The organism is Pseudomonas paraeruginosa, assembly GCF_003025345.2.
In the GTDB taxonomy this organism is placed as follows: Bacteria; Pseudomonadota; Gammaproteobacteria; order Pseudomonadales; family Pseudomonadaceae; genus Pseudomonas; species Pseudomonas paraeruginosa.
Genome location: NZ_CP020560.1, coordinates 5822608 through 5835976 on the forward strand (window position 1 = coordinate 5822608; position 13369 = coordinate 5835976).

The following is a 13369-nucleotide window of genomic DNA, read 5'->3' on the forward strand; positions in this document are numbered from 1 at the left end:
GACAGGCGCGCTGTCAGATTCTGCAAGGCGGGCGCGCGGCCCGTGGTGTCCGCCACCCTAAACCAGAGCAGCGCCTGTTTTCAATATATTTGACAGGAACCCCTCTGGATCCCTTGTCACGTTCATTATTTTAAACATAGACTCGCCCGGACCAGCGTCTTCATCCCTCGCGTGCAACCTGGGTGGCCTATGACAATGAATAACGAGCCGCAGTCGAGCAGCCTCGACAACTTCTGGATGCCCTTCACCGCCAACCGCCAGTTCAAGGCGCGGCCGCGCCTGCTGGAAAGCGCCGAAGGCATCCACTACATCGCCCAAGGCGGGCGCCGCATCCTCGACGGCACCGCCGGCCTCTGGTGCTGCAACGCCGGCCACGGCCGGCGCGAGATCAGCGAGGCGGTGGCCCGGCAGATCGCCAGCCTCGACTACGCCCCGCCGTTCCAGATGGGCCACCCGCTGCCCTTCGAACTCGCCGCGCGCCTGGCGGAAATCGCCCCGCAAGGGCTGAACAAGGTGTTCTTCACCAACTCCGGCTCGGAGTCGGCGGACACCGCGCTGAAGGTCGCCCTCGCCTACCAGCGCGCCATCGGCCAGGGTACCCGCACCCGCCTGATCGGCCGCGAGCTGGGCTACCACGGGGTAGGCTTCGGCGGCCTGTCGGTGGGCGGCATGGTCAACAACCGCAAGGCCTTCTCCGCCAACCTGCTGCCAGGGGTCGACCACCTGCCGCATACCCTCGATGTCGCCCGCAACGCCTTCACCGTCGGCCTGCCCGAGCATGGCGCGGAAAAGGCCGAGGAGCTGGTGCGCCTGGTGACCCTGCATGGCGCCGAGAACATCGCCGCGGTGATCGTCGAGCCGATGTCCGGCTCGGCCGGCGTGGTGCTGCCGCCCAAGGGCTACCTGCAGCGACTGCGCGAGATCACCCGCAAGCACGGCATCCTGCTGATCTTCGACGAAGTGATCACCGGCTTCGGCCGCGTCGGCGAAGCTTTCGCCGCGCAGCGCTGGGGCGTGACCCCGGACATCCTCACCTGCGCCAAGGGCCTGACCAACGGCAGCATCCCGATGGGCGCGGTGTTCGTCGACGAGAAGATCCACGAAGCCTTCATGCAGGGCCCGCAGGGCGCCATCGAGTTCTTCCATGGCTACACCTATTCCGGCCACCCGGTGGCCTGCGCCGCCGCCCTGGCGACCCTGGACATCTACCGCCGCGACAACCTGCTCCAGCAAGCCGTGGAACTGGAAGGCTACTGGCAGGACGCCCTGTTCAGCCTGCGCGAACTGCCCAACGTGACCGACATCCGCGCCGTCGGCCTGGTCGGCGGCGTGCAGCTGGCGCCGCACGCGGACGCGCCGGGCAAGCGCGGCTACGAAGTCTTCGAGCGCTGCTTCTGGGAGCACGACCTGATGGTCCGGGTGACCGGCGACATCATCGCCATGTCGCCGCCGCTGATCATCGACAGGGCCCACATCGACCAGATCGTCGAGCGCCTGGCCCAGGCCATCCGCGCCAGCGCCTGACCCCCGGCGGGCGGCCCGGCGCCGCCCCGCCAGAACCTGGCCAGAACCACAAGAACCGAGAGTCAGCATGAACATCGAACAGATCGTCGACTTTGCCCAGGCCAACAGCGCCCCGGAACACTACAGCCCGGCGCCGGAAAAGGTCCTCAAGGGCGACCCGAAACAGAGCGTGCGCAACCACTACGGCAGCCCCTGCGGGCAGTTCAACGCCGGCATCTGGGAGGGCGCCGTCGGCCAGTGGACGGTGAACTACACCGAGCACGAATACTGCGAGATCCTCCAGGGCGTCTCGGTGCTGCGCGACCGCCACGGCAACGCCAAGACCGTGCGCGCCGGCGACCGCTTCGTGATCCCCGCCGGCTTCCAGGGCACCTGGGAGGTGCTCGAGGCCTGTCGCAAGGTCTACGTGATCTTCGAAGCCAAGGCCTGAGCCCCGGCTTCATCCCCCGAATGCTTGTTACCCTTGCCCGCCGCCTGGCGGGCTTTTTTATGCGCCGGCCGCGGAGCGCCCGCATTCGCGCGGAAATGAAAAAGCCCGCCGGGAGGCGGGCTTTTCGCAAGGTGCCGGATCAATTACTTGATCTTGGCTTCCTTGTAGATCACGTGCTGACGAACGACCGGATCGTACTTCTTGATCTCGATCTTCTCAGGCTTGGTACGCTTGTTCTTGTCGGTGGTGTAGAAGTGGCCGGTACCGGCGCTGGACACCAGACGAATCAATTCACGCATGATTCAGCTCCTTAGAATTTTTCGCCGCGGGCACGCAGGTCAGCCAGGACGGCCTCGATGCCACGCTTGTCGATGATACGCATGCCCTTGGCGGAAACGCGCAGACGCACGAAGCGCTTCTCGGACTCGACCCAGAAACGGTGGTGCTGCAGGTTCGGCAGGAAACGGCGGCGGGTTTTGTTGTGTGCGTGGGAAATGTTATTCCCGGTAACCGGACCCTTACCGGTTACTTGACAGACTCTAGACATGCCTCAGCCCTCTATAACCTCATGCCCAACCCGGCATGGGTTGGCTGCTTTAACTCAAGTTCGATACTCAGTTTCACCGGGGTCTTACCCGCTGCATCCCGACGAAGGAGAGCGTGGCCCCAGAAAAGAGCGCAGCTTTATATCAGAAAGGCGCCCCGCGCCGCAAGGGTGAGCACCCCATGGCGCGGCGCGGCCCGCCTCGGTGCGGGGTCCGCACCGGTGCCGTTCGTCGCCTTGCCTCGTTGTCGCTGCCCGCCGCATGGTCTAGGGTAGCGACTCAAGGCCGCCAACGGCCTTGCATGACTGCGCCCAACCGCTGCGGATGGGCATGTTAACCGTTCGAATGGAGCCCGTCATGCGCCTCGCCGCGTTCTCCCTGTTCCTCGCCCCCTTGCTGTTTGCCCAACCCGCCGCCGCAGCGGCCCTGAGCGTGTGCACCGAAGCCAGCCCGGAAGGCTTCGACGTGGTCCAGTACAACTCGCTGACCACCACCAACGCCTCGGCCGACGTGCTGATGAACCGCCTGGTCGAGTTCGACGCCGGCAAGGGCGCGGTGGTGCCGTCGCTGGCCGAACGCTGGACGGTGTCCGACGACGGCCTGAACTACCGCTTCGACCTGCGCCAGGACGTGCGCTTCCACCGCACCGCCTACTTCAAGCCGAGCCGCGCGCTGAACGCCGACGACGTGGTATTCAGCTTCCGGCGCATGCTCGACCCGGCCGATCCCTGGCACAAGGTGGCGCAGAACGGCTTCCCGCACGCCCAGTCGATGCAGTTGCCGCAGTTGATCAAGCGAGTGGAGAAAAGCGGCGACCATCAGGTGCTGTTCGTCCTCGACCACCCCGACGCGACCTTCCTGCCGATGCTGAGCATGGGCTTCGCCTCCATCTATTCGGCGGAGTACGCCGACCAGTTGATGAAGGCCGGAACCCCGGAGAAGCTCAACGCCCAGCCGATCGGCAGCGGCCCGTTCGTGTTCAAGCGCTTCCAGAAGGACGCGGTGGTGCGCTACGCCGCCAATCCCGAGTACTTCGCCGGCAAGCCGGCGGTCGACGCGCTGATCTTCGCCATCACCCCGGACGCCAACGTGCGGCTGCAGAAGCTGCGCCGCGGCGAATGCCAGATCGCCCTGTCGCCGAAGCCGCTGGACGTTGAGAGCGCGCGCAAGGACGCCAGCCTGAAGGTCGAGCAGACGCCGGCCTTCATGACCGCCTTCGTCGCCCTCAATACCCAGCATCCGCCACTGGACGATCCCGAGGTGCGCCAGGCGATCAACCTCGCCTTCGACCGTGCCAGCTACCTGCAGGCGGTATTCGAGGGCAGCGCCAGCGCCGCCACCGGCATCTATCCGCCGAACACCTGGAGCTATGCCAGGGATATTCCCGCCTACCCGCACGACCCCGAACAGGCGCGCAAGCTGCTGGCTGGCAAGCAGCTTGCCGAGCTGAACATCTGGACCCGCCCTTCCGGCAGCCTGCTCAACCCCAACCCGAGCCTCGGCGCGCAACTGCTCCAGTCCGACCTGGCCGAGGTCGGGATCAAGGCCAGCATCCGCGTGATCGAGTGGGGCGAGCTGATCCGTCGCGCCAAGAACGGCGAGCATGACCTGCTGTTCATGGGCTGGGCCGGCGACAACGGCGACCCGGATAACTTCCTCACTCCGCAATTCAGCTGCGCCAGCGTCAAGTCCGGGCTCAACTTCGCCCGTTATTGCGAGCCCGCGCTCGACAAGCTGATCGCCGACGGCAAGGCCGCCAGCGACCAGGCGCAGCGCGGCAGGCTGTACCACCAGGCGCAGAAGCTGATCCACGAGCAGGCGTTGTGGCTGCCCCTGGCGCACCCGACCGCCTACGCCCTGGCGCGCAAGGAGGTACAGGGCTACCAGGTCAACCCGTTCGGCCGCCAGGATTTTTCCCGGGTCGCAGTGAAACCCTGAGGAAAACGCCAGGGAGGGCGTTGCGATGGATCTCGACCAGCATTACCTGCCGCGCTACCAGTTCAGCGAACGCCACCAGCGGCTGATCGCCGCGCCAGCCGCCGCCGTGCCCGATGCGGTGGAAGACCAGGTGCGCTTCGACGACCCGCTGGTACGCCCCCTTCTCGCCCTGCGCGAGGCTCCTGGGCGGCTGGCCTGCTGGGCCGGCACAACGACCTGACGAACCGCCCACGCTTCGGCCTGCACGAGTTCACCCGCCTGGAGCGGCGCGGCGACGAGGCCGTCGCCTACGGCCTGGTCGGCCGCTTCTGGCGCGCCGACTTCGCCCTGGAGCGCATCGCCGACGGCGAGCAGTTCCGCCGCTACGCCCAGCCCGGCGTCGCCAAGCTGGTGCTCGGCTTCCGCTGCACACAGGGCAGCGCCGGCGGCACCCTGTTGCACACGGAAACCCGGGCGTTCTGTCCCGACCGCGCCAGCCGCCTGCGCTTCACTCCCTACTGGCTGGCGATCCGACCGGTCAGCGGACTGATCCGCCGGCGCCTGCTGGCAGGCATCGCGCGGCGCCTTTCCCGAGCCTCACATCCAGCCGTATTCGGCCAGCGACAGGGGTTCGCCGTCGCCGATGATGAAGTGGTCCAGCACGCGCACATCGATCAGCGCCAGCGCTTCCTTGAGCCGCGCGGTCAGTTGGCGGTCGGCGAGACTCGGGCGGGCGTCGCCGGAAGGATGGTTGTGGGTGAGGATGAGCGCCGCCGCGTTGTGCGCCAGGGCGCGCTTGACCACCTGTCGCGGGTAGACGCTGGCGCCGTCGATGCTGCCCTGGAACAGCACCTCGAAGGCCAGGACACGATGCCGGGTATCGAGGAACAGGCAGGCGAACACCTCATGCTGCTCATGGCGCAGGCGCGCCTTGAGGTAGTCGCGCACCGCCTGCGGGCTCTCCAGTACCGAGTCGCGGCGCAGGCGCTCGGCCAGGTGGCGGCGGCCCATCTCCAGCACCGCCTGCAATTGCGCGTACTTCGCCACGCCGAGCCCGAGATGGCCACAGAACGCCGCCAGGTCGGCCTCGAGCAGCGCTCGCAGGCTGCCGAACTCGCCCAGCAGGCGCCGCGCCAGCTCCACCGCGCTGCAACCGGTGACCCCGGTGCGCAGGAAGATCGCCAGCAGTTCGGCATCGGACAGGGTCGCCGCGCCCTGCTCCAGAAGCTTCTCCCGAGGCCGTTCGGCCTCGGGCCAATCGCGGATGCTCATTCGCTTTCCCCATCGAGCCGGCCCGCTGTTCCCGTGCGGACGCTGTGCTATCTTAGCCCATCCTTTTTGCGCGGCAGACGACCTGGGGAGGCGCGTCTGCCGACGCGCATGTCATCCATTTCCTTATTAAGGCAGGCCTATGCAGCGGCTCTATCGGAAACGCATCGTCCTCGGCGTGGGCGGCGGCATTGCCGCCTACAAGAGCGCCGAACTGGTCCGCCGCCTGCGCGACCAGGGCGCTGAAGTCCGAGTGGTGATGACCCAGGGCGGCCGCGAGTTCATCACGCCCCTGACCCTCCAGGCGCTGTCCGGCCACCCGGTGCACACCGACCTGCTGGACCCGGCGGCGGAAGCCGCGATGGGCCACATCGAACTGGCCCGCTGGGCCGACCTGGTACTGATCGCCCCGGCCACCGCCGACCTCATGGCGCGCCTGGTCCAGGGCGTGGCCAACGACCTGCTGACCACCCTGGTGCTGGCCACCGATGCGCAGATCGCCCTGGCGCCCGCGATGAACCAGGCCATGTGGCGCGACACCGCGACCCAGGCCAACGCCGAACTGCTGCGCCAGCGCGGCTTCCACCTGTTCGGCCCGGCAGCGGGCAGCCAGGCCTGCGGCGACGTCGGCCTCGGCCGCATGCTCGAGGCCGACGAGCTGGCGCAGCGCGCCGCCGACTGCTTCCAGCGCCAGGCGCTGACCGGCGTGCATGTGCTGATCACCGCCGGGCCGACCCAGGAAAACATCGACCCGGTGCGCTACATCACCAACCACAGTTCCGGGAAGATGGGCTTCGCCCTCGCCGAAGCGGCGGTGGAGGCCGGCGCGCGGGTGACCCTGGTCACCGGCCCGGTACACCTGCCGACCCCCGACCGGGTGCAGCGCGTCGACGTGGTCAGCGCCCGCGACATGCTCGCCGCCTGCGAGGCGGCGATGCCCTGCGACCTGCTGATCGCCTCCGCGGCGGTCGCCGACTACCGTCCGGAAGTGGTCGCCGCGCACAAACTGAAGAAAGACCCTGCCAGCGGTGAGGGCTTGCTCTTGCAGCTGGTGCGCAATCCCGACATCCTCGCCACCCTCGCCCAGCGCGAGGATCGCCCCTTCAGCGTGGGCTTCGCCGCGGAAACCGAAAACCTGCTGGACTACGCTGCACGCAAGCTGAAGGACAAGAACCTCGACCTGATCGTCGCCAACGACGTGGCCAACCCCTCGATCGGCTTCAACAGCGACGAGAACGCGATCACGGTGATCGACCGCGACCTGCACCCGAGCAGCTTCGCCCAGACCAGCAAGGGCAAGATCGCTCGCCAGCTGATCGGGTTCATCGCCGACCGCCTCAACCAGAACTGAGTTACCGATGCACTCTCTCCAAGCCAAGATCCTCGACCCCCGCCTGGGCACCGACTTCCCGCTGCCGCAATACGCCACGCCGGGCTCCGCCGGACTGGACCTGCGCGCCATGCTCGAGGAGGACACCGTCCTCGGCCCGGGTCAGACCCTGCTGATCCCCACCGGCCTGTCCATCCACATCGCCGACCCGGGCCTCGCCGCCCTGGTCCTGCCGCGCTCCGGCCTGGGCCACAAGCACGGCATCGTGCTGGGCAACCTGGTCGGTCTGATCGATTCCGACTACCAGGGCGAGCTGATGGTGTCCTGCTGGAACCGCGGCGAGTCGCCATTCACCATCGCCGTTGGCGAGCGCATCGCGCAGTTGGTGCTGGTACCGGTGGTGCAGGCGCATTTCGAGCTGGTCGAGCAGTTCGACGAGAGCCAGCGCGGCGCCGGCGGCTTCGGTCATTCCGGCAGCCACTGATCCCGACCACAGGACGAGACGCCAAGGAGACGCGGCATGAAGCTTTTCCAGCGCACCGCCAAGGAAGGGAACGAGTTGGGCGACCTGCTCGAAGCGGAAAAGAAACAGCTCAAGGCGCCATCCGAACGCGCCGACGGCAAGGACCTGCTGCCCGGCATCGGCGCCAGCCTGTTGGGCGTGGCGGCCGCCAGCGCGCTCCTGTGGTTCGGCGTCTTCGGCGGCGCCGGCGAGGAGCAGCAACGCCAGTTGGACGCCGCCTGGGCCAACGGCCAGGCCGGCGCCCTGCGCCAGGCCCTGCAGCAGCTCGCCGCCGACACCCGCGCCGCCGCGGCCAGCCCCCTCGCCCTCGAAGCCCTGCAGAGTGGCGACGCCGCCCGTATCGAGGCCGCCCAGCGCAGCCTGCTGGCCTGGGACGGCGTGGTCGATGCCCACCTGAACGCGCCGGGCCAGGCCGTCCAGGACAACGCCAGCCCCGCTCCGGTCAGCTTCGCCGCCCTGGACATCCTGCACCGGGTCGAAAGCGGCCAGAGCGTCGCCGCCGAAGCCTACAAGGTCGGCCAGCGCTGGCTGCTGTACAGCGCCGCGCCGGTGCGCGGCGCCGACCAGAGCCTGCAGGGCACGCTGCTGCTGGCGGTCGACCTGCAACGGCTGCTGCGCGCCCTGCCCCCCTGCCGGACGATGCCGGCCAGGTGCAACTGGTCCAGCAGTTCTCCGGGGCGCCGGCCCAGGTGCTGCTGCAACGCGGTACGGCAGCGCCGGACCAGGGCGCACAGGCGCTGGACAGCGGCAACCCGAACTGGAAGCTGAACTACACCCCCGGCAGCACCGCGGCCAGCCAGGCCTCGCCGTTGCTGCTGGGGCTCGCGGCGCTGCTGGCGCTGCTCGGCGGCGTGCTCGGCGCCTACCTCACCCGTTCGTCGCTGTTGCGCCGCCTGCACCAGGATGTCCTGACCCTCGGTCAGTATCTTCAGGAACTCGGCGGGCAACGCACTGCCAAACCCCCTGTGCCCAGCCTGCCGGGCTTCGCCCCGCTGATCCAGGCACTGGCCCGCCAGCCGCGGCGCAAGCCGGAGCCGGCCAGCGCGCCCAGCCCTGCCAAGGCAGCGCCGGTCGCACCGGTGGCGGTGACGAAAGCGCCTCCCCGCGAGGAGCCGGCACTGGCAGATCCGTTGTTCCAGAACACCGACATTCTGGATATCGACATTCTCGATGAAGACCAGGACCTCCTGGGATTGGAGCAAACCCCCATCATGAGCACTGCAAAAGCCCCGACGCTGCCCGCCAGCATCTTCCGCGCCTACGACATCCGCGGCGTGGTAGGCGACACCCTCACCGCCGAGACCGCCTACTGGATCGGCCGCGCCATCGGCTCTGAAAGCCTCGCCCGCGGCGAGCCGTGCGTCGCCGTCGGCCGTGATGGCCGCCTGTCCGGTCCCGAACTGGTCGAGCGGCTGATCCAGGGCCTGGTGGACTGCGGTTGCCAGGTCAGCGACGTGGGCATGGTGCCGACACCGGTGCTGTACTACGCGGCCAACGTGCTCGAGGGCAAGTCCGGAGTGATGCTCACCGGCAGCCATAACCCGCCGGACTACAACGGCTTCAAGATCGTGGTGGCCGGCGAGACCCTGGCCAACGAGCAGATCCAGGCGCTGCGCGAACGCATCGAGAACAACGACCTGGCGTCCGGGGTCGGCAGCGTCGAGCAGGTCGATATCCTGCCGCGCTACTTCAAGCAGATCCGCGACGACATCGCCATGGCCAAGCCGATGAAGGTGGTGGTCGACTGCGGCAATGGCGTCGCCGGGGTGATCGCCCCGCAATTGATCGAGGCCCTGGGCTGCAGCGTGATCCCGCTGTACTGCGAGGTCGACGGCAACTTCCCGAACCATCACCCGGACCCGGGCAAGCCGGAGAACCTGAAGGACCTGATCGCCAAGGTCAAGGCCGAGAACGCCGACCTGGGCCTGGCCTTCGACGGCGACGGCGACCGCGTCGGCGTGGTGACCAACACCGGCACCATCATCTACCCCGACCGCCTGCTGATGCTGTTCGCCAAGGACGTGGTCTCGCGCAACCCGGGCGCCGACATCATCTTCGACGTCAAGTGCACCCGTCGCCTGATCTCGCTGATCAGCGGCTACGGCGGCCGTCCGGTGATGTGGAAGACCGGTCACTCGCTGATCAAGAAGAAAATGAAGGAAACCGGCGCCCTGCTGGCCGGCGAGATGAGCGGCCACGTGTTCTTCAAGGAGCGCTGGTTCGGCTTCGACGACGGCATCTACAGTGCCGCCCGCCTGCTGGAGATCCTCAGCCAGGACCAGCGCGACAGCGAGCATGTGTTCTCGGCCTTCCCGAGCGACATTTCCACCCCGGAAATCAACATCACCGTCACCGAGGAGAGCAAGTTCGCCATCATCGAGGCGCTGCAACGCGATGCGCAGTGGGGCGAAGGCAACATCACCACCCTCGACGGCGTGCGGGTCGACTACCCCAAAGGCTGGGGCCTGGTCCGCGCCTCCAACACCACACCGGTGCTGGTGCTGCGCTTCGAGGCGGATACCGAGGACGAACTGGAGCGCATCAAGACCGTCTTCCGCAACCAACTGAAGGCAGTGGATTCCTCGCTGCCCGTGCCCTTCTGACATGTCGGAGCTCCCCATGACCCTGAGTCGCGATGACGCCGCCCAGGTTGCCAAGGTCCTTTCCGAGGCCCTGCCCTACATCCGCCGCTTCGTCGGCAAGACGCTGGTGATCAAGTACGGCGGCAACGCCATGGAAAGCGAGGAACTGAAGGCCGGCTTCGCCCGCGACGTGGTGCTGATGAAAGCGGTCGGCATCAATCCCGTGGTGGTGCATGGCGGCGGCCCGCAGATCGGCGACCTGCTCAAGCGCCTGTCGATCGAGAGCCACTTCATCGACGGCATGCGCGTCACCGACGCGGCGACCATGGACGTGGTGGAGATGGTCCTCGGCGGCCAGGTGAACAAGGACATCGTCAACCTGATCAACCGCCACGGCGGCAGCGCCATCGGCCTGACCGGCAAGGACGCCGAGCTGATCCGCGCGAAGAAGCTCACCGTGACCCGCCAGACCCCGGAGATGACCAAGCCGGAAATCATCGACATCGGCCATGTGGGCGAAGTCACCGGGGTCAACGTCGAGCTGCTGAACATGCTGGTCAAGGGCGACTTCATCCCGGTGATCGCGCCGATCGGCGTGGGCAGCAACGGCGAGTCCTACAATATCAACGCCGACCTGGTGGCCGGCAAGGTGGCTGAGGCGCTGAAGGCCGAGAAGCTGATGCTGCTGACCAACATCGCCGGCCTGATGGACAAGCAGGGCCAGGTGCTGACCGGGCTGTCCACCGAACAGGTCAACGAGCTGATCGCCGACGGCACCATCTACGGCGGCATGCTGCCGAAGATCCGCTGCGCCCTGGAAGCGGTGCAGGGCGGGGTGACCAGCGCGCACATCATCGATGGCCGCGTGCCCAACGCCGTGCTGCTGGAAATCTTCACCGACAGCGGCGTCGGCACCCTGATCAGCAACCGCAAGCGGCACTGATCGCCCGGTCCTGGCGCGCTCCGGCGCGCCAGGAGGGTGCCCCCTCAGCGTTGCGCGACCAGCGCGAACGCCTGCTCCAGCGGACTCGCACCCTCGCTGCGGAAGGTCGCCGGGCTCACCCCCGTCCAGCGCTTGAACGCGCGCCGGAAACTGCGGATGTCGCGGTACCCCACTTCCTCGGTGATACGTTCGATGGACATCCCGGGATTGCCCAACAGGCTCATCGCCCGCCCTCGCCGCACCTGCTCCAGCAATGCCTCGAAGGTCAGCCCGTGCTCGGCCAGCCGACGCCGCAGGGTGCGGCTGCTCATGTTCAGTTCGGCGGAAATCCTTTCGATCTGGCTGCCCAGGCTGAGGTCGCGGGCGATCGCCCGTTCCACCGCCTGGACCAGGTCGAGTTTCCGGTGCACCTGGGTGCTTTCCTGCTCGAGCAGGGCCAGCGCCTGGCGCAACGCCGGCAGGTTGTGGTTGGGCAGGCGCATGTCCAGCCAATGGCTGGCGATCGTCATGCGGTTGTGCAGGCAGCCGAAGCGTACCTGGGGACCCAGCAGGCGCAGGTATTCGTCCACATAGGGCGGAGCGGCATGGATGAGTTCGATGCCCAACGGTTCGAACCCCGGACTGACCAGGGCACGCCCATACACCAGCAGGCTGGCGAAGAACTCCTCGATGGCGAACACCTGTACGTCGCTGCTGGGCAGGTGGCATTCGACTTCGACGAAGAAAGTGTCGCCCTGCTGGTAGACGCTGGAAGTCACGATGCCGCCCGAACTGTGCTGGTAGCGCACACCGATGTCGAACGCGTCGCGCAAGGTCCGGCACAGCGACAGCACATGGCCCAGCAGGCCAAGGGTGCCGAGCACGTTCTGGTGGCCGACCCACAGCCCCAGCCCCCGCTCCGGCAGAGCCTGGAGGGCACGCTGGATCATGCTCACGGCCTGGCGGTAGGAGATGCGCTGGGTGGGGTCCTGCAGGTCTTCGACGGTGAAGCCCAGGCCCCGGCACAGCCGCGCGGGATCGACGCCATGGCCTTCGATCACCTCGGCCAGCGTCTGCAGCAGGAAAGTGGATACCTGGGCCAGTTCGTAGCGCGCGTCGGCGGCATTGTTGTGCATGGGCGAAATCCTGAGCCGGTCTCGGCTTCGTTCTTGTTCTGGCGGTGGATCGCGACATGGGATGAGCGTCCCATCATATAGCGTTCCGCGCAGATGTAACAAAGCATTGCGCAATGTCCGCAAATCCCCCCCTGGCTGACCGGCAATGCCCTGCCTCCGCGCCGCGATTGGGCTTATTCCTATGCCGTGCCCCCGAGCATCGCCAGACAATAATAAGAGCCCGCCCATGAATCCGATCCGCCCCCACAGGCCCTTGCGCCTGTTCGCCTGCGCCACCCTCGCCCTCAGTTGCTGTGCCCACGCCACCGAAGGCGGCGTGGACAACATCGGGCCCGGAACCGACGGTTTCTTCACCCTGCCGCTGGACGTGAACAACCTCCCGGACCACATGTTCGCCTTCAACCTCTACTACAACCACTACGAAGCCCGGAAGCTGAACATCAGTTCCTTCGGCGGCAAGGTCGCCGACGTGAAGATCAGCTCCGATGCGATCATCCCCCGCCTGGACTACCTGAGCCCGCTGCGGATCTTCGGCGGCCGCCTCGGCGGCTACATCGCCCAACCCTACATTCGCCAGCGGGTGGCCGTGTTCGGCCTGAGCGACGAGCGGGAAAGCCAGGGCGACGTCACCCTCGCGCCGATCATCCTCTGGGACGGGGGCAAGGACCTGACCCTGGCCGCCGCCGTGGAGATCACCATCCCCACCGGCAAGTACGACGCCGACCGCCTGGCCAACACCAGCAACAACTTCTATACCTACAAGCCACTGTTCTCCTTCACCTGGTTGCCCAGCGAGCGCAGCGAGCTGTCGCTGAAGGCCACCTACAGTTTCAACATGGAGAACCACGACACCGACTACCGCTCGGGGCAGATCTTCCACTTCGACTACTCGGCCAGCTACCGGGTGACCGACAACCTGCGCCTGGGCCTGAACGGCTACTACCTGAAGCAGACCACCGACGACAAGCAGAACGGCGACACCGTGCGGGTCTTCGGTTTCGGCGAGGAAGTCGACGACGGCGTGCGCGGCCAGGTCTTCGCCATCGGCCCGGCCGTGCACCTGACCTTCCTCAAGTACGCCAGCGCGGAAATCCGCTGGGCCAAGGAGTTCGACGTGGAAAACCGCCCCGAAGGCGACATGCTGTGGGCCAAGCTGACCATCCCGTTCGAACTCTGAGACGCCGGAACGCA

At 67.1% G+C, this 13369-nt stretch carries 12 protein-coding genes and 1 pseudogene; 9 read left to right on the forward strand and 4 right to left on the reverse strand.

The window, feature by feature from the left end; translation table 11 throughout:
* Positions 1-189 precede the first annotated feature (189 nt).
* Positions 190-1524, forward strand: a complete 1335-nt coding sequence (locus B7D75_RS27520) for an aspartate aminotransferase family protein (protein ID WP_107114600.1) — start codon at positions 190-192, stop codon at positions 1522-1524.
* A 67-nt stretch (positions 1525-1591) separates the two neighbouring features.
* Entirely contained in the window at positions 1592-1954 is a 363-nt protein-coding gene (locus tag B7D75_RS27525; RefSeq protein WP_012077931.1) for a cupin domain-containing protein, read from the forward strand.
* Between the two features lie 143 nt (positions 1955-2097).
* On the opposite strand, the gene rpmG is transcribed toward B7D75_RS27525, so the two are convergent.
* Together rpmG and rpmB are read right to left on the reverse strand one after the other, a co-directional pair.
* Positions 2098-2253 (reverse strand): 50S ribosomal protein L33, encoded by a 156-nt coding sequence (gene rpmG / locus B7D75_RS27530; protein ID WP_003096555.1) that lies wholly within the window; start codon positions 2251-2253, stop codon positions 2098-2100.
* 11 nt (positions 2254-2264) lie between these two features.
* Entirely contained in the window at positions 2265-2501 is a 237-nt protein-coding gene (gene rpmB / locus B7D75_RS27535; RefSeq protein WP_003096556.1) for a 50S ribosomal protein L28, read from the reverse strand.
* Between the two features lie 355 nt (positions 2502-2856).
* Here rpmB and B7D75_RS27540 point away from each other — a divergent pair, with 355 nt between their 5' ends.
* Together B7D75_RS27540 and B7D75_RS29635 are read left to right on the forward strand one after the other, a co-directional pair.
* A complete protein-coding gene (locus tag B7D75_RS27540) occupies positions 2857-4437 on the forward strand; it encodes an ABC transporter substrate-binding protein (RefSeq protein ID WP_034082717.1) in 1581 nt (526 codons plus the stop codon).
* A 25-nt stretch (positions 4438-4462) separates the two neighbouring features.
* The gene (locus B7D75_RS29635) at positions 4463-4657 is read left to right on the forward strand and encodes a hypothetical protein (protein ID WP_196622112.1); all 195 of its coding nucleotides are present in this window, start codon (positions 4463-4465) and stop codon (positions 4655-4657) included.
* A 356-nt stretch (positions 4658-5013) separates the two neighbouring features.
* Here the strand turns inward: B7D75_RS29635 and radC are convergent, their stop codons facing one another.
* Entirely contained in the window at positions 5014-5688 is a 675-nt protein-coding gene (gene radC / locus B7D75_RS27550) for a RadC family protein (RefSeq protein ID WP_043098704.1), read from the reverse strand.
* A gap of 139 nt (positions 5689-5827) precedes the next feature.
* Here radC and coaBC point away from each other — a divergent pair, with 139 nt between their 5' ends.
* The 4 genes and pseudogenes from coaBC (at position 5828) to argB (ending at position 11063) form a co-directional block, all read left to right on the forward strand.
* Complete coding sequence (coaBC, locus tag B7D75_RS27555) at positions 5828-7036, forward strand: bifunctional phosphopantothenoylcysteine decarboxylase/phosphopantothenate--cysteine ligase CoaBC (protein WP_033997367.1); 1209 nt, start codon at positions 5828-5830, stop codon at positions 7034-7036.
* Positions 7037-7043: 7 nt separating this feature from the next.
* Complete coding sequence (dut, locus tag B7D75_RS27560) at positions 7044-7499, forward strand: dUTP diphosphatase (protein WP_003156469.1); 456 nt, start codon at positions 7044-7046, stop codon at positions 7497-7499.
* Between the two features lie 36 nt (positions 7500-7535).
* Positions 7536-10141: pseudogene (locus B7D75_RS29875) on the forward strand (phosphomannomutase/phosphoglucomutase).
* Positions 10142-10157: 16 nt separating this feature from the next.
* Positions 10158-11063: an acetylglutamate kinase gene (gene argB, locus B7D75_RS27570; protein ID WP_003157944.1), complete on the forward strand. Its 906-nt coding sequence runs from the start codon at positions 10158-10160 to the stop codon at positions 11061-11063.
* A gap of 44 nt (positions 11064-11107) precedes the next feature.
* On the opposite strand, the gene sphR is transcribed toward argB, so the two are convergent.
* Positions 11108-12178 (reverse strand): AraC family transcriptional regulator SphR, encoded by a 1071-nt coding sequence (gene sphR / locus B7D75_RS27575; RefSeq protein WP_107114601.1) that lies wholly within the window; start codon positions 12176-12178, stop codon positions 11108-11110.
* A 226-nt stretch (positions 12179-12404) separates the two neighbouring features.
* Here sphR and B7D75_RS27580 point away from each other — a divergent pair, with 226 nt between their 5' ends.
* A complete protein-coding gene (locus B7D75_RS27580; RefSeq protein WP_012077936.1) occupies positions 12405-13355 on the forward strand; it encodes a SphA family protein in 951 nt (316 codons plus the stop codon).
* Positions 13356-13369 lie beyond the last annotated feature (14 nt).

Bases quoted from the DNA above. Each gene is read 5' to 3' on its own strand.
- B7D75_RS27520 (WP_107114600.1), top strand. From the start codon at position 190: ATGACAATGAATAACGAGCCGCAGTCGAGCAGCCTCGACAACTTCTGG.
- B7D75_RS27525 (WP_012077931.1), top strand. From the start codon at position 1,592: ATGAACATCGAACAGATCGTCGACTTTGCCCAGGCCAACAGCGCCCCG.
- rpmG (WP_003096555.1), bottom strand. From the start codon at position 2,253: ATGCGTGAATTGATTCGTCTGGTGTCCAGCGCCGGTACCGGCCACTTC.
- rpmB (WP_003096556.1), bottom strand. From the start codon at position 2,501: ATGTCTAGAGTCTGTCAAGTAACCGGTAAGGGTCCGGTTACCGGGAAT.
- B7D75_RS27540 (WP_034082717.1), top strand. From the start codon at position 2,857: ATGCGCCTCGCCGCGTTCTCCCTGTTCCTCGCCCCCTTGCTGTTTGCC.
- B7D75_RS29635 (WP_196622112.1), top strand. From the start codon at position 4,463: ATGGATCTCGACCAGCATTACCTGCCGCGCTACCAGTTCAGCGAACGC.
- radC (WP_043098704.1), bottom strand. From the start codon at position 5,688: ATGAGCATCCGCGATTGGCCCGAGGCCGAACGGCCTCGGGAGAAGCTT.
- coaBC (WP_033997367.1), top strand. From the start codon at position 5,828: ATGCAGCGGCTCTATCGGAAACGCATCGTCCTCGGCGTGGGCGGCGGC.
- dut (WP_003156469.1), top strand. From the start codon at position 7,044: ATGCACTCTCTCCAAGCCAAGATCCTCGACCCCCGCCTGGGCACCGAC.
- argB (WP_003157944.1), top strand. From the start codon at position 10,158: ATGACCCTGAGTCGCGATGACGCCGCCCAGGTTGCCAAGGTCCTTTCC.
- sphR (WP_107114601.1), bottom strand. From the start codon at position 12,178: ATGCACAACAATGCCGCCGACGCGCGCTACGAACTGGCCCAGGTATCC.
- B7D75_RS27580 (WP_012077936.1), top strand. From the start codon at position 12,405: ATGAATCCGATCCGCCCCCACAGGCCCTTGCGCCTGTTCGCCTGCGCC.